Origin of the sequence: Bacillus sp. FSL M8-0025, from assembly GCF_037975475.1 — a bacterium.
Taxonomy (GTDB): domain Bacteria; phylum Bacillota; class Bacilli; order Bacillales; family Bacillaceae; genus Bacillus; species Bacillus subtilis.
On the sequence record NZ_CP150258.1, the window covers coordinates 2,124,792 to 2,148,769 of the forward strand.

The window sequence follows — 23,978 nt, forward strand, 5'->3', positions numbered from 1 at the left end:
CTTCTGCGGTTTTTATTTTTAGTGATTGGTTAAGACATCTCCGTATTGTTTCAACTTTTCACCAACCGTACATTTATTGATACAAAATGAATGCGCATAAGTTTTGCCAAATTCTTTGCGAAACTGCTTCTTAATAAAACAGTCCTTGCAATATTCATCGTGCAGTTCTGTCAGTTCTTTAAAGATCATTTTCTTATCCAATATCGTCATCTCCGTTACGGTCTAATTTCGTGTGGCTTTCTACGAATTGATGGGATAGAATTTTTTTAGCGAGGCCGTCAGCTTCCTGATTGTCTTTTCGTTGTATTGTTTCGTAGGTTGGAGTAAGCTTCAGCGATTCAAGGAGTGCTTCTATTTTGTCCAGCCATTCATTATGAGATGGATCATAACAAGGCCAGCTGCCGTCAAGCTGATTCAGCACAACAAGCGAGTCCCCTTTGATTGTAATTGAATTTCTGCTTGCCCCCAGCTCTCTTACTTCTCTTATTGCTTCATAAAGCGCTGCGTATTCAGCTTCATTATTGGTTTTCAGCCGGAAGCTTTTATTTTTTCTTAAGCGATGCCGGGTTCCTCCCAATGAATAATAGATGACGATCCCGAGACCGGCCAGTTCGCTCTCTTTATCGAAACTGCCGTCAAAATAAACAGTAATGTCATCAGGCTCTTGAGCAAGCTCCTCTGTCAGCTTTTCCAATTCCTTCAGCGTCCAGCTGCCGCCTTTCTCGTCTTCGAACTCTAGCTCCTTCATGTATGGAAAACGGCCAAGTTCTCTGGCGAACATACGTGCCTGCTGTGCTGTCAGCCAGTCTTCGCTAAAAAATGAGACTGATCCCGTTCCTTTTGCTTCTATTTTCAAATGCGGTCTGAGCTTCATTACAATCACCTTACCATTCATTAGTTGCCGGGCTTATGCTATAATCAAACCAATCTTACCCCGGAAAGGAAGCTTTTTCATCTTGTTTAATAATTCGTTTTGGATCTTTTTTGCGATCATTCATTTTATCATTGTTCTTTTATTTTATAAAGGATTTGGCAAAATGGGACTGTTTGTTTGGATCGGTTTTGCGACAGTCTGCGCCAACCTCCAAGTCGTCAAAACAGTCGAACTGTTTGGCTTAACAGCGACACTCGGGAATGTGATGTATGGCACAATCTTTTTTGCGACAGATGTGCTGAATGAAAAATACGGACCAGCTGAAGCCAGAAAAGCGGTATGGCTCGGATTCTCAACGCTCCTGACGCTGACATTTGTCATGCAGGGCGTGCTGCTTTTCGAACCGGCTTCCAGCGACATATCACAAACAGCGCTGGAAACGATCTTCGGATTCCTTCCGCGAGTTGCGTTAGGAAGTCTGCTTGCCTTTATCTTCAGCCAAACGCTGGATGTTTATGTATATTCGGCAATTAGAAGGATATTTCCTTCTGATCGGCTTTTATGGCTCAGAAACGGCGGCAGTACAGCAGTCAGCCAGATGTTTGATACATTCATATTCACTGCAGTCGCCTTTCTCGGCATTTATCCGGCAGGCGTGTGGCTTCATATTTTTATTTCTACATATTTGATTAAGTTTGCGGTATCTTTGATTTCATTGCCTTATGCTTATGCAGCCAAAAAAATGATACCTAAAGATGAAAGGAGTTCATAATGCCTACAGAAATATACGTAGACGGCGCAAGCGCTGGTAATCCCGGACCTTCCGGTATCGGCATTTTTATCAAACATGAGGGAACAGCAGAATCCTTCTCTATTCCAATCGGAGTGCATACAAATCAGGAAGCGGAATTTCTTGCATTAATTGAAGGGATGAAGCTATGTGCAACGCGCGGGTATCAATCGGTTTCCTTTCGAACCGATTCAGATATTGTGGAACGCGCCACTGAGCTTGAAATGGTTAAAAATAAAACGTTTCAACCGTTCGTAGAAGAAATCACCCGATTAAAAGCGGCATTCCCTCTTTTTTTCATCAAATGGATACCGGGCAAGCAAAACCAAAAAGCCGATCTTCTGGCAAAAGAAGCGATTCGGCTGAATGAAAAGAATTAAATCTTGATCATTGGTTCATCCTAATGGCGAGGTGAACTAACATGAACAAGAAAGATAAAGGCCGGCTGACCGGCGGTGTTACTCCGCAAGGCGACCTGGAAGGCAATACACATAATGACCCTAAAACAGAGCTTGAGGAGAGAGCAAAAAAAAGCAATACAAAACGCTAGAGAAGATCTAAACGATCTCTCTAGCGTTCAGCTTTTCAAGCATACGCTCAATTCCTTTGATTTGGTGGCGGCGAAGCATGTCAGCCGCCTGCTCCATTTGCAAAGTAAATAAAGCGTCTTTCAGTGTGCAGGCCAGCGGCACTGAGCAATGGATTTCCGCAAGCTTCCTCGACATCTCCAAATCGCTTAAACCTTGCTGAATTTTTCCCTGTTGTCCTTTTGGAAGAAGAGAAAGATTTTCCAATAAACGGTCAATCGTTTCGTATTCACGAATCAATTTGTAGGCTGTTTTTTCTCCAATGCCTTTGACTCCGGGATAGTTATCACTGGAATCACCCATAAGCGCTTTAATATCAATCAAAGCCTTCGGCATTACGCCTGTTTCTTCATAAAAAGTCTCTTTTGTATAGACTTTATAATTTCCGATTCCTTTTTGAAGCAAAGCAACGCTTACTTTATCCGTTAACAGCTGAAGTAAATCTCTGTCCCCTGTTACGACCGTAATGTCCGCTTCATTCGCAAATAAATCGGCAAGAGTACCGATACAGTCATCCGCTTCATAGCCGGCAAAGCCAATATTCATGATTCCAAGCTCTGCGGCTGCTTCCTTTGCCAAATCAAACTGCGGAATCAGCTCCACAGGCGGCGCGCTGCGGTTGGCCTTATAATCTTGGAACAAGTCATTTCGGTACGTTTTGCTCCCCATGTCCCAGCAGCAGACGACGTGTGTCGGCTGGAATGTTTCCACAGCTGTAATCAAATGCTTTAAAAAGCCGTTGACGCCGTTCGTCGGCACCCCGCTGTCATTTATCATAAAGTTGCGATGTACGGCAGTGGCAAAAAAGGCCCGGAATAAAAGAGCCATGCCGTCAACCAGCAATAGTTTATTATTATTCATCAAATAACTCCCTTTTCTTTCATTCCTTCTATTTTATCATAAAGCAGCCCAAAAATAAAAAACAGTATCTCTTTAATTAGAGATACTGTTTGGATATTTATCAATCGTTGTGTCTTTTGTTGCTGGCGATCAGCTTTTCAGCTTCGCGTCCTGCGTAAGAGTCAAAATGGGTTTGAAATCCGTTTTTCTTTTTGGCATTGTTATTCGCCTGTGCATTTCTGTTTCCGAGCTTTGTTCTTCCCAACATGAATCCCCCCTTACGTCGGATGCATATAGTATATGCTTCCGGCAGGAGGTTCACTCGCGACAGGATCATCCAGCTTACATGCGGCTTACGTATTCTCTGACCATTTCTTTTGATACAAGCCGTCTTGTCGGGACGATGCCTTTTTTAGCGAGCTGATTCATTTGCTCGGTAATTTCATTAATTGCATCTGTAGTATAAGGCTCATCGTTTCTGCATTTAGCAACAGCTTCTTCAATCGCCAATTCACGCATATTTTCAAGACGCATAAATGCTTTGATATGCTCGTGCTGTTTTGATGAATGTGCTGAAATTGCTTTATGTACCTCTGACATTAATCGTTCATCTCGCTTTTTTCTATTTAGTCTATCATGACTTGAAATACAAGCCAACTGAATTTTACATTTTTATTGTATTGTCTGAATTTTTCCAGGAGATGCAAGCCTGATACGCCATTTCAATCTCTTTCGCATGTTCCCCTTCCGCATATCCTCTTAAATATGTCTCTTTTTGATCCGTTATTTGCGCGATTGCTTTTTCACCCATATCTTCCTGTAAGCGTCTGAGGTGAGCTGTGTAATGAGAGATCAGGCTTTCTTCTTCATTTTTTATCCATGCCTCTGTGATTTTCGTAAGTTTCATCCGTACAGCTTCGATAAAGGCCGCTTTTCCTTTCTGCTCAAAAAACTGCTTCGGTGATTTGACCTCTTTTAGTTCCTGCTCAAAAGCACGTTCTTCTATTTCCGGTTCAACTTCCTTCAACTGTATGCCGTTCGAATGCTGATCACCCGCATAAACGGAAAAATAACCGTCCTCGTTTAATGTTTTTTGAAATTGATCCAGCCATTCTTCATTGATATGCCGTTCGATGAAACCGCTCATGCGAACATCAAGCGTTTTGATTTCCTGAATATATTCAAATTGATATTCATGTAAGGCTGTTGTCATCGCTTTACTGACGTTCTTTTTCCAATCCCCATTTTGCAGTCCAGGATGAAATGCCGATTTTAATAAATCATTTGCAAAATATGATAATCGCTGTGCAATGTGATATAGCTGCTCTCTTGTATCTTTTTTTACTTTTTCAATGATGGTTTTTGAGTTCCGCCGTTTCTCGATATCGGCCGCTGTCCGCTCAAATGACAGCATAAGGCGCTGTTTCTGCGCTTCCTTCTCTTCTCGGGACTGATGCTGGGATTGGTGAAGCTGAAAAACAGTTTCGCATAGTTTGTCTGCCTCCGAACTGAGCTGCGCTGCTGACGCTTTTTTTACATCCACTTCGATAAACCGGTCTAAGTGTTTTCTTACTTTCGAGAACTGATTGTAAAATGACTCCGGTTTTCCCACCAGTTCCTCCTTACTTGATACGGTAAAGAGCTGCGGCTCATAAACCCCTTCTTTTACAAGCTCTGCGCTGACATAATCGGTCACTGTTTCGAGCTCTGTTTTATCTTTTGCAAGGTCTGCAGCATTAATAATAAAAAACATTTTATCCATGCTGAGCGATTCTTTCACAAGTCCAAGCTTTCGCAAAAATGAACGGTCTCCTTTTGAAAAAGAGTGCTGATAATAAGTCATATAAAAAAATGCATCAGCATCTTTGATATATTGGAATGCCAGTTCTGTATGCCGTTTATTCATGCTGCTCGCGCCGGGTGTATCAACGATCGTAATCCCTTTTTCAGTGAGCGGGCATGTATAGTAGACCGTTACCTCTTTCACAGCACAGGCCGTTGTTTCCTCTGCTACATACGGCTCTAATTCAGAGAGCGGAATCGTTAATTTCTTCTGTTCCTGTATATACTGCTGATACTTCTCGTATGCAAGCAGGAAATTGCTGATCAATTTCACGTGTTCTTCCTGCAGCCTGTTTTTTTTGACTGCCTTTTCCCACTTCTCTGTGAAGGAACGGCCTGCCGGCTCCTTTGGTATTCCGGTGAGCTGCAAAATTTCAGCCGTTAAGTCATCCTCTGTCTTAAACACTACATTCGCTGTTTTGTTTAAGTTGCCATTGATTGGCTTTGTGATCTTGTTAATTGTCGCTGTGGTTGGCGTTGGTGAGGATGGCAGCACTCTTTCGCCGACAAGCGCATTGGCAAATGATGATTTCCCCGAGCTAAAGCCTCCAAAAAGAGCGAGTGTAAATTTACGTTCCTCAAGCCTTTTCACCCTTTCACGAAACGCTGAAGTTTGCTTTAACAACATGCTGCATTCGCCTAAAATGTCAGACAAAGTGTAAAAGCGTTTGATTTGGTCTTGAAGCGGCATTTCTTGTTCCATTTTGATTTCTGATTTCGGCATCGGCTGCGCCGTCAGCTGGCTTCGGCCTTGTTTCTGCTCTGGAGCCGCCACTCTTGTTTTCTTCGATTTAAACCATTCTGTGTCTATATGCATTGGGCATGCGGACTCTTCTTCCCAAATGGCCCACAGGCGATCGGTTTTCTCTCGGGCATTATTCTCTAAACGTGCCTGTTCTTGAAGAAAGACAAGTTTTTCTGATTCTTGGACGAGCCGGTCGTTAATTGTTTGCACATCTTTGGAAACACGCTCTTTCACCATAGCGGAGAGCACCTTTATGATGTCTGCGGCTTCTCTTTTCGCCTCTTTCCGGATGAGCTCTGCCAAGTCTTTTGTATATTGCAATACATATTCAGAGGAAAAGGCTGCACCATGCTTGACCGCGCGTTCAATGATGCTTATATCAAGCGGTGTGCGATAGGCCTGAATCAGCTTTTCACTTTCAGCGGTATAGACATCAAATGCCTTGGCGAGTTTATGAAGCGTGTCTATTATATGCCAATCCGCTTCGGCCTCTGTTCGTTTTGCCACATCAGAGAAAAAAGCATTCCGCCTTTTATCTCTTTCCTGTGCAGTTTTCGCTTTAGAAAAGAAAAAGCCGGTTTTAAAGGAAGGCTCTTGTGATTCTAAAAATGCAGCCGCCAATTCACGCATTTCAAAAGGCGTCAGGTTGGCGTTTTTTAAAATACGATTGATTTCTTCCTGCATCCTCTTCTCTGCCTCAGTCATTTGTTTTTCGGCCTCATCCAATTGATCACGCAGCGATTGGACCAGTCCAGTATGGATATTAAGCTGTTCAGCGAAACTCGGAGCGCCTGTTTCGTCTTTCTTCAGCATTTCCGTATGTTCCTTTAGCAGATTACGGACTTTTTGTTCGGTTAAAGCCTGCATATTGCTTTTTGATTGCTGTTCTATTCTGCTTAACTCTTCTCTCAGGGCCCCCATCTGATTGAACGGGTGATCCGGTTCTGTTACTGATGTAAAATAGAGCGCTTCCCTTGAAATCCCTTCATTGCAAAGCATCTCCTCTACCTGCGCTTGATAGTCTCCAAATTTCGTCTCCGTCTCATCATGGCGGTCAATTTGATTGACGATAAAATACACATTCGGAATGCTTTCTTTTATTGATCTGAGAAACTTTACATTTTCCTCAGAGTGCACGTGATTATAGTGAACGACGTAAAACAGCGCATCCGCTTGGTGAAGAATTGAAGCAGCCGATAGAAAATGAGCATCATCTGTTGAATCTATCCCTGGAGTATCAATATACGCAACCCCGGAATCGATCTCAGTATACCTGTCAAAAATTTCGACGCTTTCAATCTGTTCCCCGTCTTTACAATATTGCTGCACCTTGTCTTTCTGGTAAGTCCCTTCCAGCTCAGCACACGCTCCGTCTGTTGTATGAAGCCGAACTCGCTTTTCCCCGTTTCTGATCACAACAAGGTTAGCGCTTGTCGGAATCGGGCTTGTCGGCAAAATATTCTCCATTAACAGGCAGTTCAGCAGTGACGATTTCCCCGCTGAATAATGCCCGGTAAACGCGATATAAACCTCTTCATCAGCCGCTTTTTTCATGACCGCAGCCAGTTTAGCAGCCCTTTGTTCATCTTGATTCTCAATAAATTGCTTATAAAGTTCCCCGGTTTTATGCAAAAGCTCTTTTCTGTTTTGATCTGTCATAAGTCTGAACCCCTTTGTGCCGTTTCAATTGTGAACCTTTTTCGAAAGATCTGAATTCATTCCCTTTTCATTTTACACAAGAATAAACCAAATTTCTTTAGGAGAATAGAAAAAAGCCGCCATTACGGCAGCTTCTATAAAAGAAAATCTGCAACTTTTACAAGTTCCAGATTCATCAAACAGATTTATTAGAGATTCCTTTTAATACAAAACCAATTAATACACTATATGTACAAACCGCTCCAAGCAAAAACAGCATTGTCATTTGCTTCACCATCCTGATTGAGAATCTTTTTCAAATCCATTTTAACATGGTTGAGAATGATTTTCAATCGCTATTTTACGCTGTATTCCTGTAATGCTTTGTCTTCTGCGCGAATTCTGACGCTTAACAACACGGCATTGAAAATGGAAAACAGACACATGGTGACGTATGCTTGATAAAGCAGCGGAATCAGCAAAATTTCGAGGATAACAACGGCATAGTTTGGATGTTTCATCCATTTATATGGACCTTTTTTTACAAGCTCTACACCTGGAACAACAAGGATTTTCGTATTCCAATATGCTCCTAAGGAACAAAGCGCCCAATACCGTACGATCTGTACGCTTAAAATCACTGCAGCGATACCGAGCCACCAGCTGGACGGCTGTTTATTCATCAGCAGCACCTCGGCAATTAAGGACAGGAAAAAAAGGATATGCATCGTAATGATATACGGATAGTGGCTCTCGCCAAATTCAATTGCTCCTTGCTTCTTTACCTTTTGTTCGTTTTGCCTGGCCACTGCCATTTCTGCTGCTCTTTGAACAATGAGAATGGCGATCAACAACCAAAACATGAGTCAGGCCCCCTTTTCCCAGCTGAATAATAGCAACTCTGATGAGAAACCCGGCCCTAATGCGCCAATCAGTCCTCGTTCAGCTTCCTTTTTATGTCCGTTCTGCAGATGGTCTTTGATCACATACAAGATTGTGGCTGAAGACATATTTCCGTGCTTTTGCAAAATGCTTTGCGCAGATGAAAGCTTTTCTGACGACAGCCCGAGACTTTTGATGTATGCATCGATCACTTTTTTTCCGCCTGGATGCGCCAAAAAAACACTGATATCATGGAATGACAGCTTATGTTTGTCCAAAAAAATCTGTACATTTGTTTTGAGCCATTTTTCCACCAAGGTCGGAATGTCTCGTGAGAAAATGACTTTGAATCCTTGATCGGTAAAGTCCCAGCCCATGACATCTTCTGATTGTTTCATCAAAACAGATTGGGCGTCCATTATCTTCGGCGCAAGCTTCAGCTTTGACACCCTGCGGTCCGCCTTCTCTCCGCATAATAAAGCTGCGGCAATGCCGTCACCAAAAAGCGAGGTGCCGATCAGATTGCTTTTTGTTTTATCTTCCGGCTGGAATGTCAGGCTGCACAGCTCGGCAGAAATGACAAGCACAAAAGCCTCAGGATACGCTTTGCAGTATTCGGCTGCACGCGCAAGTCCGCTGGCTCCTCCTGCACAGCCAAGCCCCCAAATCGGAATCCGCTTCGTATATGGAGAAAACGGAAGTTCATTCATAAGCCGCGCCTCGATACTCGGTGTGGAAAGACCTGTACTGGAGACGAAAAAAACAGCTTCCACTTTCTCATAAGGAATGGCTACTTGAAAAAATTCCGGATGAGAGAGGCACTCACGAACAGCCGCTCTGCTGTGTTTAAGTGTTTCTTCTATGTATATTTGATTTTTTTCTTCAAAGCTGTGCCCCTCTTTATACCATTCAATCGGCTTAACAAACTGTCTCGAATGGATTTGCCCGTTTTTAAAGGAGGATAACAGCCGGTCAATATCCTTAAAAGAATGCTGAAACATATAGCGGGCGAACTCGGCCGCTTTCTCTTGGTTTACATTATACGCAGGAAGACTTGTTCCAATGGATAAAATAAACGCCATGCGATCACCTCTTTGCATACATTGTGCCGCAACAATCTTTTTTATATGCAAAAAAACTCCGCCGCGGCGGAGTTAGACTGCTGTTTTTTGTTCAGCGAGGTCAGCTTCTTGTTCTATTTTTTTAGCTTTAGAAAAAACGTTATATACAATATTTAAGACGACTGCAGTAAAGCTGCCCGCCACAATGCCATTCGTTGTAAGCAGCGTTAAGGCACTCGGAAGCTGTTTGAAAATATCCGGCACAACGGTCACACCGAGCCCCAATCCCACTGAGCAAGCAACAATCAGCAGATTTTCCTGTTTCGCAAAATCAATGCGGCTGAGCATTTTAATTCCGTAAGCAATCACCATTCCAAACATCGCCACCATTGCACCGCCCAAAACAGCGGATGGAATAATAGTCGTGAAAGCAGCGATCTTTGGAAACAGCCCAAATGCCATTAGGATCACACCTGTGACCACAATGACGGCATTTTTTTTGATCCCTGTGAGCTGAACAAGCCCGACATTTTGAGAGAATGCTGTGTAAGGAAAAGCGTTAAAAATACCGCCCAGAAGCACAGCCAGTCCTTCAGCTCGATAGCCTTTAGACAAATCTATCTCTGTCAAACGGCGGTTTGTCAGGTCACCTAAAGCAAAGTAAACACCAGTTGACTCCACAAGGCTGACAATTGCAACGATGGACATCGTAATGATAGGCGCTGCGTGAAAAGACGGCGCTCCGAAGTAAAATGGCTGAATCATTTGAACAACTGCCGCGTCCGAAACATTATCAAATTGAACTTTTCCCATAAAATATGCGATGAAGGTGCCAATCAAAATACCGATCAAAATCGAGACGGACTTGATAAAGCCTTTTGTAAAACGGTATAGAAGCACAATGATACTCAACACGGTAAAAGCAAGTGCAAGATTGGAGAGATCTCCGAAATCTGCACTTCCTTCTCCGCCGGCCATGTTATTCATGGCAACCGGCATCAGTGTAATACCGATAATCGTAACAACAGAGCCTGTCACGACCGGCGGAAAAAACGATACGAGCTTTCCAAAGAAAAATGAAATAAGAATGACAAGAATGCCTGAAGCGATAATGCTGCCGTAAACTGTTGAAACCCCATATTCAGATCCAATCGCTATCATCGGCGATACAGCTGTAAAGGTACAGCCAAGCACTACCGGAAGCCCGATCCCAAAAAATCGGTTGCTCCACACTTGCAGAAGTGTAGCCACACCGCACATAAAAATATCAATCGATACTAAGTAAGTCAGCTGCTCGACAGTCAGTCCCATTGCTTTTCCGACAATCAGAGGAACGACAATGGCGCCGGCATACATGGCAAGAACATGCTGAATCCCTAAAGACAGCGTTTTGCCGAATCCATTTCTCATGAATGAGCCTCCTGTACGAAGGACACTTTTCCTTCTTCTAAAGACTGAATTCTTGCCAAAGATTCCACTCGGTAGCCCAGTTTTACAAGTTCATCTCTTCCCGGCTGAAATGACTTTTCAATAACAATGCCGATTCCCGCAATAGAAGCTCCCGCTTGCTTCACAATCGACACAAGCCCGTGCGCTGCCTGTCCATTTGCCAAAAAATCATCGATAATCAGCACATGATCCTGATCCGACAGGTGGGTCCCAGACACTGCGATTTGGCTTTCTGTTTGCTTCGTAAAGGAATAAACAGACGCTGTCAGCAAGTTGTCGGTGAGTGTTAACGATTTATGCTTTCTCGCGAAGACAACTGGCACACCCAGCTTCAAGCCCGTCATTACAGCGGGAGCGATACCTGATGATTCGATTGTCACAATTTTGGTAATACCGTCTTTTGCAAACCTAGACGCAAATTCATCACCAATTCTCTGCATAAGCAGCGGATCAATTTGGTGATTCAAAAAAGAATCCACTTTCAATACCTGATCAGATAATACGACGCCTTCTTCCTCTATTTTCCGTTTCAGTGCTTCCATCCTGTCTACCTCCGTTATGAGAATAAAAAAAGCATTGCCCGCTCAAATAAAGAGCAAGCAATGCTGATATCACAAAAAACCGTACACGTGCGGTTCCATTGCTCACCCATAGTCGGACATTTACGGTGCCCGGTAGAAACTTGCGTGCCATATCCACGCGATTATATGAGTGTTCCTATTATATTGTAATAAATTATATCAAGATTCTAATCTCTTGCATAGGCTGAAAATAAAAATTCCCGAACTTTAATTTTGTTTTTTTAGATATCATTCGTATTTCAAGGGGATTCGATATAAAAGAGCCTGACGACGCGCCGCCAGGCTTTTGATTATGACAGATAGAGATTTGAATATTTGTTTGATAAATAATCAATTAAATAGCGAACATTCAGCTCTTCTCCTGTTGCATCTTTAATAATGTCTAACGGCTTTTTCCGTTTTCCGTGAATGTGCACCTTTTCCGTCAGCCATTGCTTTATCGGATGGAACTCTCCTCTTTCCAAGAGAGCGTCAAATTCAGGGAGATCCTCAAGCATTTTTTGTTTCAGCTGAGCCGCATACATGTAGCCGAGCGCATAGGATGGGAAGTAGCCGAAATCTCCACCTGCCCAATGGACGTCCTGTAAAATCCCCTCTGCGTCGGTCTGCGGTGTAATCCCTAAATAATCCTGGTATTTTTGATTCCAAAGCGACGGCAGATCTTCCACAGACACTTCATTGCTGAAAATCGCTTTTTCAATTTCATAACGGATGATGATATGAAGAGGATACGTCAATTCATCCGCTTCGACCCTGATAAATGAAGGTTTTGATTCATTGATTGCCCGGACAAAATCATCCAGGGAGATGTCCTTGAACTGTACAGGTGATGCCTCTTGAATCTTCTTATAGTACGGAGTCCAAAAATGCTTGTTGCGGCCGATAAAATTCTCGTAAAATAATGATTGCGATTCATGAATTCCCATCGATGCGCCGTCTGACAAGTTCGTGCCACTGAGTGCTTCATCAATATTTTGCTCGTAAATCGCGTGCCCGCACTCATGAATGGTGCCAAAGATCGCCGTCCGGAAATCTTTTTCATCATATCTCGTCGTGACCCGAACGTCTCCCCGATTCAGCGTAGTTGCAAACGGATGAACGGTTTCATCAAGTCTTCCGCCATCAAAATCGTAGCCAAGCTCCTGTAAAAAATACAGACTGAGCTCTTTTTGCTTTTCTTTCGGGAACGCTTTTGTAATAAAGCTTGTATCTGGTTTATTTCCGGAAGCTGTCACCTGTTTAACAAGAGGGATAATCGCTTCCTTCAGCTCAGCAAACAACTGATCAAGCACCTTTACCGTGACGCCGGGCTCAAACAAATCAAGCAATGCATCATAAGGATGCTCTTGATATCCCCAATACGTAATAAAACGTTTATTGAATTCAATCAGCTGTTCTAAATAAGGAGAAAACAAGCTGAAATCAGATTTTCCTTTCGCTTCCTCCCACGCTGATTCTGCCTTTGAACACAGAATCACGTATTCTTTGTATTCAGCCTCAGGGATTTTCTTATTCTCTTCATACTCTTTTTTCGCCAGTTCCACTGCTTTTTTCGTATCTTCCGACAAGTCATCAAATCGTTCATACAGGACATCGATAAGCTCCTTCATTCGATCTGATGTTTGGATATTGAATATATCTGTTGAAAGCTGGCCGATACTTTCGGCACGATCCTCTGAGCCGTTTTTCGGCGCGCCTGTTCTGGAGTCCCAGTGCATTAACGCAACTGCTTCGCTGTAATGTGAGATTCTTTTTAAAAGATCAAAAAATTCTTTTTCATATGTATGTATCTCCATATCCATTCCCTCCCTATTCTAGCCGTTCCATTACAGGCTAATGGAAGGGGGTATGAAAGTCAAATTGTTTGTATAAAAGGCTGCCGGTATGTTTTGTGGCAGCCTTTTTATTCAGTTGATCGTCATTTGATTTTTTGGCGGAGGTGTTCTCCGCTTTTTCTGCTTGATTTTTTTATCTACCCACACTGTTGCCAGCGGGGTTAAGAGCGAGGTGACAATAACGCTTGTCGCGATAATTGCAGTTGCCGACTCAGCAACTGGCGCAAATGAGGCATTCGCTTCCGCTAATGCATATGGCACGGCTACAGCCGCCCCTGCCGTAGAAGAAGCGGCCACTCCCGCGACACCATCTCCCCGCGCAATAAAACGATCAAGCAAAAACAAAGAACTGCCCGATAAAATGACGACAGAAACTCCGATAAAAATGCCGAGCAGCCCTGATTGGATCAGCATTCCAAAATTCAAGGTATTGCCGAGCGAAAAGGCGAAAAATGGAATGATCGCCGGCACAACCTTGCTGAATAAGTCTCTGAGATCATGATCCAGATTTCCAAGTATACATCCAAGTAAAAACGGGATGACTGTCGCTGCCAGCGTTTCCCATGGGAATGCGGCAAGTCCCGTCACACCAAACGTCACCATGGTCATAAAAGGACCAGATTCTGTACTGATAAAGGCGAAAGCGCCCGCATCCTCTTTTCTTCCCATGTGATTCATGAGCGCCAAATACAGTCCGCCGTTCGTTTCATTCATTACCGCGACAATTGCTAAAACAGAAAGGCCTGCAAAAAAGCCGGATTGTATGCCTTCGTCAGGTATAAATTGCGCTGCGATCACGCCGAGCAGTGCCGCAAATCCGACCTTTCCCAATAATAACGTGATTCCTTTTCTTGCGATATAGCCTGAAGAACGAAAATCAATCGTTGCTCCTACGCAAAAGATAAAAACACCCAGTATCGGCAACGTTCCGGTAATCAAAGCACCCGTAAACCCTCCAAAGAACTCCGCTGTTCCAGGCGCAAACGTGTTGAGCGCCGCTCCAAGAAATAGCGGAATAATCATCATTCCGCCAGGTACCCGTTCAATTGTCGCCTTGATTTTCATATTGTGGATTCTCCCATCCTCCGGTTATGAAAAAACAATTCCACTTACACTTGGAAAACAGCCTGCAAATCCTCTTTTGAACAGCTGCCCAACTGGCTGCCGACTCCGACGGCGCCAGCTCCGGCTCTAAGCCAATCAGGCACTTCAGACGGATGTATCCCGCCTGTCGGAATAAAGGTCACCTGCGGGAAAGGACCCGCTAAATTTTTCATAAACGGAATGCCAAACACACCGCTTGGGAACAGCTTTAATGTCGTGAACCCGAATGTCAACGCTTCCATAATTTCGCTCGGAGTCAAGACGCCGGGGATATAATGTGTCTTTACAAAAGATAGATGTTCAGCAAGATCAGCTGAAAAACCCGGACTGACAATAAACTGCGCGCCAGCCTCAGCAGCTTCCCCAGCTTGCTGCGCGCTGATGACCGTGCCCGCGCCAATTAAAATATCTTCCCTATTACGGAAGGATTCGATAATATCTGATGCCCCGGGGGTCGTATACGTCACTTCAACTGCACGAATCCCTTTATCTAACAAACTCTCAATCTGCTGACAGGCCTCCTGCGTATCCTTTGAACGAATGACTGCAATCAGCTTTGCTTCTTTCAGACGGTTTTCAACGACTTTGGACTCCATATTAATGATCCCCTTTCTTTTGGTGAACCGTTCTTTGAGCAGATAAAAAAGAAGCTAATTTCTCCCTGGTCGGCAAACCGTCCATATCCCCCGGTGCCTGCACTTGCAAAGCGCCAATCGCATTTCCCCTTTGCACCGCATCCTTGTACGACAAACCGTCTAGGATACCGCTGATTACACCGACTGCAAATCCGTCTCCGGCGCCGACCGTATCAACCACCCGGTCGACCCGGCAGCCTTCTAGAAATCCTTCACTTGTCCCCGTTTTAAAGTAAGCGCCTTCTTTTCCAAGTTTAATAGCAACAAAGCTGGCACCTTTTTTCAAATAATAGTCGGCAATGCCTTCAGGTGTTTTTTCTCCGGTCAATAGCTCTCCCTCTGCGATACCCGGGAAAAACCAGTCTGCAAGCCCAGCCAGATCATTGATTGTATGTACCATTGTTGCTTGATCAGGCCAAAGCGAAGGTCTTACATTAGGGTCGAATGAAATGGTCTTCCCTGCGTTTCTCATGTCGTTCATGACATGATACGTGAAGTCTTTCATCTCGGCTGATAAAGCAGGCGGAATACCTGTCACATGCAAATGGCCTGCGCATTGAAAATAATCTCTCGGATATTCAGCTGAAGTTAATGTGCTTGCAGCTGAGTTTTTCCTATAGTAGGTAACTTGCGGGTCGCCTTCTTTCACTTTTGACTTCAGCAGCAGCCCGGTGGGATTTTCGTCCTGCGAGCGGATCACGCGGGACACATCCACTCCCTCTTTTTTAAGCTCTTGTAAAATAAACGTTCCGAGCTGATCATTGCCGACCTTGCTCATCCATCCCATTCGGAATCCGAGTCTGGCAAGGCCGCAGGCAACATTGCTTTCTGCTCCGGCAAGCCCTTTAGAAAAAGTGGATACTTCATGAAGGCCTCCATACTCATTTGCGTAAAACATGGCCATTGATTCCCCGAATGTCACCGCATCAAGCTTCATCTCTTCCCAACCTCCTCTTAGTTGAGGGCACCTAGGATTAAAGTGACTTTCTCATGATGACTTTTGCCTCTAATTCAATGGTTTGAGGCGCTCCTTTGTCACCTTCAATCCTTTTTAATACACGTTCCATCGCCGTCCTGCCCATATCATGTGACGGCTGGGCGATCGTTGTAATACCTGGACCGATCAGTTTATACCATTCCGTATCATCGAATCCTGCAATCCCTATATCTTGAGGGATGCGCAGGCCAAGCTCTTCCATACAGCTGATGATTTTCAGCATAATCAAGCCATTCAAAGCCAGAACCGCTTTTTTTTGCTCCGGCATTTCCTTGTGAAAAGAACGAAGCGCCGCCTTAAGCTGCTCCTTGTCCTTTACGTCAATTTCATGCAATCTGACAAGCCCGTTCACATTTTGAACCGAAGCCATTTCCTGATACACAGCTGCTCTTTCTGCACGAGGGCTGATAGAGGAAATCGGTTCGGTAAACAGCGCGACATCAGTATACCCTTTGCTGTACACCTTCTGAAGAATCTCTTTTGTGATCCATCTGTTGTCAGTCGTTACGGTATCCAGTTTCAGATCCGGCAGTTTCCGGTCAATTAAGATTGTTGGAATTTGCTGTTCAGCAAAAGCGCGGAGTACATCCTTGTTTTCCCCTGTTGCGTTTAAAATCAAGCCCTCAACCGAATGGGCTTCTAGCTTTAAGAGCATTTCCCGCTCTTTTTCAGGACTGTTATCTGTGTTGCACACCATAATGCTGTAACCATATTGATCACAAACCTCTTCGACTCCCCTGAAAGCAGCGACCGAAAAAGGATTTGTAATGTCAGCTACAACAAATCCGATTAACTTGCTTTTTTTTATTTTCAAACCTTGCGCCATTTTACTCGGCCGATAATTCAATTCTGCGATTGCCTTTTTAATGTTTTTCACTTTTTCAGGAGAAATCGCGTCAATTTTTCCGTTAATATAGCGGGAAACTGTCGATTTCGAAACTCCTGCACATTCAGCTACATCTTTAATGGTTGTATGGCCTGTTGTTTTCTTTTTCATTCAAGTGCTCCTGTATCTCATATATTTGAAACCGATTTCAAAACCGTTACAACAAAAGAATACCATAATTTTAAAATTTGGAAAGAGTTTTTTTAATAATGTGTCAATTCATTATTTTCCGTTGACTCTTTTCACTATTTATCCTAAAATTTTCTTTGAAACCGTTACCAAAATATTTTCATTCAAGTGATGCTGAAATCCTAACCAAGGGGGAAATATAATGGAAAATCGTTATTCTGTACATCCTGAACAAGTAAAACGCTTTACAACAGAGGAGCTTCGCAGTCATTTCTTAATGGATCCTTTATTTACAGAAAATAAACTTTCGATGTATTACTCACATGAAGACCGGGTTGTCATCGGCGGAGCGGCTCCAGGGCAAAGTGAACTGAAGCTTGATGCAGGTGATTTTCTAAAAACAGACTTCTTTTTGGAACGGCGTGAAATCGGGATTATTAATGTCGGCCAGCCTGGTGCCGTTAGAGTCGGCGATGATGAATATGTGCTTCAAACAAAGGATTTTCTCTATATCGGAATGGGTAATCAGGATGTATCATTTTCAAGCCTGAACGGTGAAAAAGCGAAGTTTTACTTCGTCTCCGCTTGCGCCCACAAAAGCTATCCAACACAAAAAGCCGCCCTAGCTGAACTGACACCGGACCGCCTTGGTGATGATGCAGCGTCTAATGTCAGAAGTCTGTACAAAGTTATTCATCAGGATGGCATTAAAAGCTGTCAGCTGATGATGGGAATAACGATGTTAGATCAAAACAACAACTGGAATACCATGCCAGCACACGTTCATGACCGTCGGATGGAGGCTTATCTTTATCTGGATCTTGAAAAGGATTCAAAGGTATTTCATTTCATGGGCCAGCCGGACGAAACACGCCATCTTGTTGTTGGAAATGAGCAGGCTGTCCTTTCTCCCGCCTGGTCTATTCATTCTGGCGCAGGAACATCAAACTATAGCTTTGTGTGGGCGATGGCTGGAGAAAATTACACATTTACGGACATGGATCTCGTTCCGATGGATGGGCTGAAATAAGATGGGTTATCTACATGACGCCTTTTCATTAGAAGGAAAAACAGCGCTGGTGACAGGCCCTGGAACAGGGATCGGTCAAGGAATTGCCAAAGCCCTAGCCGGTGCTGGCGCTGATATTATCGGCACATCACATAAAAGCAGCCTGTCTGAAACACAGCAGCTTGTGGAACAGGAAGGCCGGATATTTACATCTTTTACATTGGACATGAGCAAGCCGGAAGCGATAAAGGATTCTGCAGCTGAGCTGTTTGAAAACAGGCAGATCCACATCCTTGTCAATAATGCCGGCATTATTCATCGGGAAAAAGCGGAAGATTTTTCAGAAGAGAACTGGCAGCACGTACTGAATGTCAATCTAAACAGCCTGTTTATTCTGACACAGCTTGCTGGCAGGCACATGCTGAAAAGAGGTCATGGAAAGATTATTAATATTGCCTCTCTCCTGTCTTTTCAAGGCGGCATCCTCGTTCCGGCTTACACCGCGAGCAAACACGCTGTTGCCGGTTTGACAAAATCATTTGCAAATGAGTGGGCAGCGTCAGGTATTCAGGTCAACGCAATCGCCCCAGGCTATATTTCTACTGCGAATACAAAGCCTATTCGGGATGACGAAAAGCGAAATGAGGACATTTTAAAGAGAATTCCTGCCGGCCGCTGGGGCCAAGCGGATGATATCGGGGGGACTGCAGTCTTTTTGGCATCACGTGCTTCAGATTATGTAAATGGACATATTTTAGCAGTTGATGGCGGCTGGCTATCCCGCTGACAAATAAAAAAGCTGACGAACGATCGTCAGCTTTTTTCCATTACATCATGTGCGGTTCAACAGGCAAGACCTTTTTGACCTCATCAATGATGCGTTCATTTTCTCCGCCAGCGTAAATGTGAATCGAGCCGCTGTCTTGATTCGAGCGAATCAGGCGCCCGATGCCCTGCCGTACACGTAACAACATATATGGCAGATCAACTTCTTCGAACGGATCTTTTTTCGCTCCGTTGCGCTTCGCTGTAAATACAGGATCGTGTGGCGGGAACGGTAATGACCAAATGGTAACATTCTTCAATGCGTCACCGGGAATGTCGAGTCCTTCCCATAAGTGAACTGAACAAAGTACTGTTTCTTCTTCCTCTTGGAATTTCTCTACTAAGCTGCTGATTTCCTCATCACCTTCGAAGAAAATTGGATACGGCAGCTCCCATGCCGCCGACAGCTCTTTAAACTCGTTTAATTCTTCAAAAGAAGGGAAAAGCACCAGCGTTCTTCCTTTGTAACGTTTGATTGTTTCAATCGTTTCAGCCGTTTTTTGTTCAGCGTCCATATCTGTTTTTGCGTATAAATTAATACTCATTTGCTCGTCATAATCATAAGGGGAATCAACAGTTAATGACAAATAATCATGAATCCCAAGACTGTCGGCAATATAATCAAACGAACCGCCTTCTGACAGCGTAGCAGAAGAAAAGATATAAGGAATTTTCTTAGAAAACACTTTTTCGCCAAGTACTTCTGCTACCGTTCTCGGCATCACGACAAAAGTTGATTCTGCTTCCTTTTTCTCCAGCCAGCTGATCGCATCCTTTTGATATAGAGATAATGAATACGCCATTTGTTCAACATATTCTTCCACTACTGACAGTTCGTATTGATCAATCGTATACATTTCAGACTCAAATACAAGTGCCTCACCGATTTTATCAAGTAAACGGCAAAGCTCGTCCGCCGCCTTTTTGACACGCTGATCATTTTTTATTTCTAAACGGTGTGAACCGGCTACTTCCTTTGATTCTTCAGAAAGAACATAGAAAAATTCGTCGTTTGCAGCAAGCGCATCTTCAATCAATTCTGCAAACTCTTCTCTGATGTCATTTTGCAGCAATCGTTCTAAAAACAATTCAAGAGTAGACTGCTTCACTCTATAGGTTAGCGCTTTTTGCGCAGCAAACTCTAACAAATGCCCCTCATCAAATACAACTGCACTATGATCAGGCAAGAGCGGCAGCTGGCCCTCTCGTTTGCGTGATTCTTCCGTCCACACATGCTCCATATAAAAATCATGGGAACAAATGATTAAGTCCGTTGACTTGCGGTAGTAATCTCTGGAAAGTGTCAGACCGCATCTGTGTCTCATATCACAAGTCAGACAGTCCTGAAACGAGTCGTAGCTTACGTCAGACCACTCTTCATTCGATAGATTTGCGTACTGCTTACGGTCGCCATACGGATAAAAGCGCTGCATCGCCTGGGACTCGTGGACAAATGACGGTAACGACTCATAAAGATCCAGCCATTTATCATCATCAGAACGCTGCATTGTTTTTTCAAGCTTCTTCAAGCATAAATATTGCTCATGTGATTTTGACAGCCTTGTATCAATTTTCAGATCAAGATGCTCAGCCAGCTTAGAAATATCGCCCTCTTTTTTCACCAGCTGTTCAATTAATGTTTCATCCGCACAAGCGATGATGGCAGGTTTGCCGACATACCTTGCATAGCTGATTGCAAAAAGAAGATATACCAGCGTTTTCCCCGTTCCCACTCCAGCTTCGGCGAACATTACTTTTTTCTCTTTAAACGCCCGCTCCAGCTGAAAAGCCATAAATACTTGCTCGTCCCGAAGATCAAACCCTTTTTCGGGAAGGATATCGTAAAACACGTCACCAATCCAATTGTTCAATTCTTCATAAAAATTCTTTGTTTTCGTTAAAGAAAAAGGCAAACGTGATGTTGTCACCTAGTTCCAACCCCCAACTATTCGACATTCAGACCACCAATAATATCATTTTCCGCTGATGAATACAATAAAAAAACTTGGCAATGCCAAGTTTTTTGCAGTTTACTTACGATTGATCACATGCGACGATAAAAAAGGATGGTCTGTTGAATAAATATGTTCTACCGCTTTTTCTAAATCAGTTTGCGCATGCGAAATCACAGACGGAGACGAATCAGTCCCGAGCTCCTTCAGCTCGTTTGCTGTTGCGTCAAGCGCCCTTTGAATAAGATTAAAATGTTCGCTGTTCAGCATGAGATCACCTCTGATGGAAATAATCATCATTGTATGCGAACTTTTCATTTTATATACATGCTTTACCGCATGTTATCACCGAAACATGCACAAACTACACTTGATATTCCGTCTCCGGATTATCCGTCTTATCAACAATATTCTATCAGGGAGTGATGTTGACATGAGTTATAGAAACCGATTAGATCAGCATTCTGAACTGTTTCATCACAATTGGACGCGGCCTAAACGTTCTAAGTCTCAAGTAAACGGTCACACTGAAATGTCCCAAACCAACATTATATTGAGAAGCAACGCGAAAGCTCACCGTTGGTAACGATAGAATAGGGCTGAAAGATGAAAGAAGACGCATGCAGAGCGTCTTCTTTTTATGCGTTTTCTGTTTTCTTGCGCTGCGGCCTTACTTTTGACCAATATTGATAATAATCCGTTTTTATAAACCCGTTAAAGAGTTTTCGTTTCTTCGTTGCTTTTCTGCCATATGCTTCCTCAAAGTTTTCATTTGATGTCAGCATATACACAGACCAAGTATCAAGCGGCTCGAACGCCTTCCCCATTTCTTTGTACATCTGCTCAACGGCTTTTTTCTCGCCGAGACGCTCTCCATATGGCGGGTTGCCGACAATTACGCCAAACTCCAGATTTGTGGTAAAATCTTTGACCTGCATCTGCTTGAACTGGATTAAATCTCCCAGTCCTGCTTCCTCTGCATTTTCTTTTGCGATTTCAACCATGCGGTGGTCTATGTCGCTTGCGAAAATTGTAAGCGGCTGGTCATAATTTGCCTTTTCTTCGACTTCAAGCCGCGCTTTGTTCCACAGATCTTTACCGATCCATTCCCAATCCTCTGAAACAAAATCGCGATTGAATCCCGGGGCGATGTTTTGGCCGATTAGCGCCGCTTCTATCGCGATTGTTCCGGAGCCGCAGAAAGGATCAACAAACGGGCGGTCTGGCGTCCAATTGGTTAATTGCACCAAAGCGGCAGCAAGTGTTTCTTTAATCGGCGCACCGCCCTGATCGACACGGTATCCTCGTTTGTGAAGGCCTGTCCCTGATGAGTCCAGTGTAATCAAAGCCTGATCTTTCAATAAAGAAATTTCGACTTTATACTCGGCACCTGTTTCTTCAATCCAATCATTGGCTTTGCCGGACTGCAGCTTGAGCTTTTCGACAATTGCTTTTTTGACGATCCGCTGACAGTCGGGAACGCTTGCAAGTGTTGATTTTACCGATTTTCCGATGACAGGGAATTTCCCGTTTTCAGGTATAAATGAGCGCCAGTTAATCGCTTTCGTTTTTTCAAACAGTTCATCAAATGTTTTCGCTTTAAAAGAAGCAACCTGAACCTTTATGCGGTCGGCTGTTCTAAGCCAAAGGTTCGCACGGCAGATGGCAAGTGCATCACCTTCAAAAATAACTTTCCCGTTATCAACCTTGCATTCGTATCCTAAATCTCGTACTTCCTTTGCGACAACAGCTTCAATGCCCATCGGCGCCGTTGCAATTAGTGTATACTTCTTCATCGTATCACCCTGTCTTTTAAAACTTTTCTCTTTTCAAGATAAAAGCTCTCCTTATACGGGAGAGCTTGTTTTCATCATTTTAAATGTAAGTGGTCTAACGTTCTGTAAGCCATGTTTTGTTCCGTCGTACTGCAAACGGCTCATCACCTCGTACTCAGGCGGCAATCATCTATCTACAGAAAGCATTCTGTCCTTCTCTCCGTTGAATTCCGTTAAGAAGGTTCCCCTACCAAAATTTGGGTTTCTCGCTCGAGGGGTTTACCGCGTTCCACTCTCACCATTTCTAGTGAGACTTCGTCACTGTGGCACTTTCAAGGATACTCAGCCATATCCGAAGGACGTAGGCTTTTTTCCTGCCGTCAGCCTCTAAAGGCTGCCCTAGCTTATGACTTCGCTAGGCACGAACACTACGGGCATCTCAGCACCGTGCGAGCATGGACTTTCCTCTACAGATTCAAGATCTGCAGCGATTACCCGAACGTTAAGAACATGAATTATTATATAACAACTGTTTACAATTTACAAGCGCCATTTTTTTCAAGCGTGATCAATCATAAAGCTTGCTGCCAAAAACGTGTTTTTCTAAGTTAGACAGCCGTTTTAAAATATCAAAGTTTGTTGTGTTAGATTGCACAGGCTGTTTTTTGCTGGCTTCTTCAAGCTGTTTTTTCAGCTGCAGATTTTCCTGCTGCAGTTCTTCAATTTCTTGATGGAAGGTTTCATAATCCTTAATAATCATATCTAAAAATTTGTCAACGTCTTCTTGCTTGTAGCCTCTAACGCCTGTTTTAAATTCTTTTTCCAAAATTTCTTTCGCAGAAAGCTTTACTTTATCAGCAAGCATCTTTTTCACCTCGTATCGTGAATCATCACATATATTTTTTCAGAAATCTGTACGGTTGTCAAATTTCTCTCTCATTGTTAGTAGCTGTCTTCCTCCACTGTCACTCTCAAGTCATCCATTGTAATAAAGTAGATGGGATAGCCATCCTGTTCGCGCCTTTTTTCCGCTGTCCCAAGCATATACTTAGGGGAGCCTTCCTTTTCCGGGTCATATAAAAGCAGAAGCCCGTCGGACTTATCAATGAAGAACTGATTTTTTTGTTTGAATTGAAGCGGGCTTTCATAAGGACGGTGAGTCAGGCTTGCTTCATAGTCTGCCTGAGACAGAACTGCTTCATACTGTTCCTTATTCCGTTCTTTCCAGTTCTTTTCCTGCTCGTAAAATGGTGTGATGACAGCTACCTTTAAGTCAGGGAATTCCTCCTGCAAATCATATGCAGCTTCTGCCGCCCACAGCTCCGCTCCAAGCTGGCCCGAAATTAAAATCCATTCTAATCCTTCATCCAAAAAAGCAATCAGCCGATTCTTAATGGCTTTTTTTATGTAATACAGCGCCTTGTCATCCTGCTTAAATATCCCGAGTTCAAACGGTTTATAGCCCGTTATTGCCAATACTTTCATCATTTCACCTGCTTTAAAAAATGGGGCTCCCGTGGGCCCCATTTGTTGTGCTGCATT

At 43.6% G+C, this 23,978-nt stretch carries 27 protein-coding genes, 1 other RNA gene and 1 riboswitch; of the genes, 6 read left to right on the forward strand and 22 right to left on the reverse strand.

Annotated elements, in window-relative coordinates; all coding sequences use genetic code 11:
- Positions 1-18: 18 nt before the first annotated feature.
- Together MKX38_RS10690 and MKX38_RS10695 are read right to left on the reverse strand one after the other, a co-directional pair.
- Positions 19-201: a zinc-finger domain-containing protein gene (locus MKX38_RS10690; protein WP_004399003.1), complete on the reverse strand. Its 183-nt coding sequence runs from the start codon at positions 199-201 to the stop codon at positions 19-21.
- Positions 194-874 (reverse strand): ribonuclease H family protein, encoded by a 681-nt coding sequence (locus MKX38_RS10695; RefSeq protein WP_017696925.1) that lies wholly within the window; start codon positions 872-874, stop codon positions 194-196. The genes MKX38_RS10690 and MKX38_RS10695 overlap by 8 nt, the downstream gene beginning before the upstream one ends.
- An 82-nt stretch (positions 875-956) precedes the next feature.
- Here MKX38_RS10695 and MKX38_RS10700 point away from each other — a divergent pair, with 82 nt between their 5' ends.
- From MKX38_RS10700 to sspL, 3 genes are read left to right on the forward strand one after another with little or no spacing between them, the layout of a single operon-like run.
- Positions 957-1,646: a queuosine precursor transporter gene (locus MKX38_RS10700; protein ID WP_144530220.1), complete on the forward strand. Its 690-nt coding sequence runs from the start codon at positions 957-959 to the stop codon at positions 1,644-1,646.
- The gene (locus tag MKX38_RS10705) at positions 1,646-2,044 is read left to right on the forward strand and encodes a reverse transcriptase-like protein (protein ID WP_080529452.1); all 399 of its coding nucleotides are present in this window, start codon (positions 1,646-1,648) and stop codon (positions 2,042-2,044) included. Before MKX38_RS10700 ends, MKX38_RS10705 begins: the two co-directional genes overlap by 1 nt.
- 41 nt (positions 2,045-2,085) lie before the next feature.
- Entirely contained in the window at positions 2,086-2,214 is a 129-nt protein-coding gene (gene sspL / locus MKX38_RS10710; RefSeq protein ID WP_256682843.1) for a small, acid-soluble spore protein L, read from the forward strand.
- A gap of 7 nt (positions 2,215-2,221) precedes the next feature.
- On the opposite strand, the gene exnP is transcribed toward sspL, so the two are convergent.
- From exnP to kdgR, 14 genes are all read right to left on the reverse strand, one after another.
- A complete protein-coding gene (exnP, locus tag MKX38_RS10715; protein ID WP_003230763.1) occupies positions 2,222-3,112 on the reverse strand; it encodes a 5'-3' exonuclease ExnP in 891 nt (296 codons plus the stop codon).
- A gap of 100 nt (positions 3,113-3,212) precedes the next feature.
- Positions 3,213-3,359, reverse strand: a complete 147-nt coding sequence (locus MKX38_RS10720) for a hypothetical protein (RefSeq protein WP_003230761.1) — start codon at positions 3,357-3,359, stop codon at positions 3,213-3,215.
- Positions 3,360-3,433: 74 nt separating this feature from the next.
- A complete protein-coding gene (locus MKX38_RS10725; RefSeq protein WP_003230757.1) occupies positions 3,434-3,691 on the reverse strand; it encodes a YpbS family protein in 258 nt (85 codons plus the stop codon).
- Between the two features lie 64 nt (positions 3,692-3,755).
- On the reverse strand, positions 3,756-7,337 hold the full coding sequence (gene dynA, locus MKX38_RS10730; RefSeq protein ID WP_339187127.1) for a dynamin GTPase: 3,582 nt from the start codon (positions 7,335-7,337) through the stop codon (positions 3,756-3,758).
- A 175-nt stretch (positions 7,338-7,512) separates the two neighbouring features.
- Entirely contained in the window at positions 7,513-7,602 is a 90-nt protein-coding gene (gene fbpC, locus MKX38_RS10735) for a Fur-regulated basic protein FbpC (RefSeq protein ID WP_100069434.1), read from the reverse strand.
- A gap of 70 nt (positions 7,603-7,672) precedes the next feature.
- On the reverse strand, positions 7,673-8,179 hold the full coding sequence (gene bpsB, locus MKX38_RS10740; RefSeq protein ID WP_004398552.1) for an alkylpyrone methyltransferase: 507 nt from the start codon (positions 8,177-8,179) through the stop codon (positions 7,673-7,675).
- Between the two features lie 3 nt (positions 8,180-8,182).
- Positions 8,183-9,280, reverse strand: a complete 1,098-nt coding sequence (gene bpsA, locus MKX38_RS10745) for a type III polyketide synthase BpsA (protein ID WP_339187129.1) — start codon at positions 9,278-9,280, stop codon at positions 8,183-8,185.
- A 72-nt stretch (positions 9,281-9,352) separates the two neighbouring features.
- Entirely contained in the window at positions 9,353-10,669 is a 1,317-nt protein-coding gene (gene pbuX, locus MKX38_RS10750; RefSeq protein ID WP_003230748.1) for a xanthine permease PbuX, read from the reverse strand.
- Positions 10,666-11,250 carry a xanthine phosphoribosyltransferase gene (xpt, locus tag MKX38_RS10755; protein ID WP_339187131.1) on the reverse strand — a complete coding sequence of 195 codons (585 nt, stop codon included), beginning with the start codon at positions 11,248-11,250 and terminating at the stop codon, positions 10,666-10,668. Before xpt ends, pbuX begins: the two co-directional genes overlap by 4 nt.
- 89 nt (positions 11,251-11,339) lie before the next feature.
- A riboswitch (purine riboswitch) is annotated at positions 11,340-11,439 on the reverse strand.
- A 140-nt stretch (positions 11,440-11,579) separates the two neighbouring features.
- Positions 11,580-13,085 (reverse strand): carboxypeptidase, encoded by a 1,506-nt coding sequence (gene ypwA, locus MKX38_RS10760; RefSeq protein ID WP_339187134.1) that lies wholly within the window; start codon positions 13,083-13,085, stop codon positions 11,580-11,582.
- Between the two features lie 111 nt (positions 13,086-13,196).
- A complete protein-coding gene (gene kdgT / locus MKX38_RS10765; protein ID WP_014477146.1) occupies positions 13,197-14,189 on the reverse strand; it encodes a 2-keto-3-deoxygluconate transporter in 993 nt (330 codons plus the stop codon).
- A gap of 44 nt (positions 14,190-14,233) precedes the next feature.
- Positions 14,234-14,824, reverse strand: coding sequence for a bifunctional 4-hydroxy-2-oxoglutarate aldolase/2-dehydro-3-deoxy-phosphogluconate aldolase (gene eda, locus MKX38_RS10770; RefSeq protein ID WP_167408244.1), 591 nt, complete (start codon positions 14,822-14,824; stop codon positions 14,234-14,236).
- Position 14,825: 1 nt separating this feature from the next.
- Positions 14,826-15,800 (reverse strand): 2-dehydro-3-deoxygluconokinase, encoded by a 975-nt coding sequence (gene kdgK / locus MKX38_RS10775; RefSeq protein WP_167408245.1) that lies wholly within the window; start codon positions 15,798-15,800, stop codon positions 14,826-14,828.
- Between the two features lie 37 nt (positions 15,801-15,837).
- A complete protein-coding gene (gene kdgR, locus MKX38_RS10780; RefSeq protein WP_167408246.1) occupies positions 15,838-16,857 on the reverse strand; it encodes a pectin utilization transcriptional regulator KdgR in 1,020 nt (339 codons plus the stop codon).
- A gap of 220 nt (positions 16,858-17,077) precedes the next feature.
- Between kdgR and kduI the strand changes: the two genes are divergently transcribed.
- The gene (gene kduI / locus MKX38_RS10785) at positions 17,078-17,905 is read left to right on the forward strand and encodes a 5-dehydro-4-deoxy-D-glucuronate isomerase (protein ID WP_017696982.1); all 828 of its coding nucleotides are present in this window, start codon (positions 17,078-17,080) and stop codon (positions 17,903-17,905) included.
- A gap of 1 nt (position 17,906) precedes the next feature.
- Complete coding sequence (gene kduD, locus MKX38_RS10790; protein ID WP_029726792.1) at positions 17,907-18,671, forward strand: 2-dehydro-3-deoxy-D-gluconate 5-dehydrogenase KduD; 765 nt, start codon at positions 17,907-17,909, stop codon at positions 18,669-18,671.
- Between the two features lie 40 nt (positions 18,672-18,711).
- On the opposite strand, the gene MKX38_RS10795 is transcribed toward kduD, so the two are convergent.
- Complete coding sequence (locus MKX38_RS10795; protein WP_326248309.1) at positions 18,712-20,637, reverse strand: ATP-dependent DNA helicase; 1,926 nt, start codon at positions 20,635-20,637, stop codon at positions 18,712-18,714.
- Positions 20,638-20,739: 102 nt separating this feature from the next.
- Positions 20,740-20,931 (reverse strand): hypothetical protein, encoded by a 192-nt coding sequence (locus tag MKX38_RS10800; RefSeq protein ID WP_003246090.1) that lies wholly within the window; start codon positions 20,929-20,931, stop codon positions 20,740-20,742.
- A 163-nt stretch (positions 20,932-21,094) separates the two neighbouring features.
- Between MKX38_RS10800 and MKX38_RS10805 the strand changes: the two genes are divergently transcribed.
- Positions 21,095-21,247 (forward strand): YpzG family protein, encoded by a 153-nt coding sequence (locus tag MKX38_RS10805; RefSeq protein ID WP_010327933.1) that lies wholly within the window; start codon positions 21,095-21,097, stop codon positions 21,245-21,247.
- 52 nt (positions 21,248-21,299) lie between these two features.
- On the opposite strand, the gene MKX38_RS10810 is transcribed toward MKX38_RS10805, so the two are convergent.
- The 4 genes from MKX38_RS10810 to MKX38_RS10825 all read right to left on the reverse strand — a co-directional run bounded on the left by MKX38_RS10810 (position 21,300) and on the right by MKX38_RS10825 (position 23,921).
- Entirely contained in the window at positions 21,300-22,457 is a 1,158-nt protein-coding gene (locus tag MKX38_RS10810) for a class I SAM-dependent RNA methyltransferase (protein WP_015483366.1), read from the reverse strand.
- A gap of 100 nt (positions 22,458-22,557) precedes the next feature.
- Positions 22,558-22,939, reverse strand: an RNA gene (rnpB, locus tag MKX38_RS10815) — RNase P RNA component class B.
- A 65-nt stretch (positions 22,940-23,004) separates the two neighbouring features.
- Positions 23,005-23,301, reverse strand: coding sequence for a cell division regulator GpsB (gene gpsB, locus MKX38_RS10820; RefSeq protein ID WP_003225629.1), 297 nt, complete (start codon positions 23,299-23,301; stop codon positions 23,005-23,007).
- Between the two features lie 77 nt (positions 23,302-23,378).
- Positions 23,379-23,921 (reverse strand): DUF1273 domain-containing protein, encoded by a 543-nt coding sequence (locus MKX38_RS10825; protein ID WP_339189417.1) that lies wholly within the window; start codon positions 23,919-23,921, stop codon positions 23,379-23,381.
- Between the last annotated feature and the right edge of the window lie 57 nt (positions 23,922-23,978).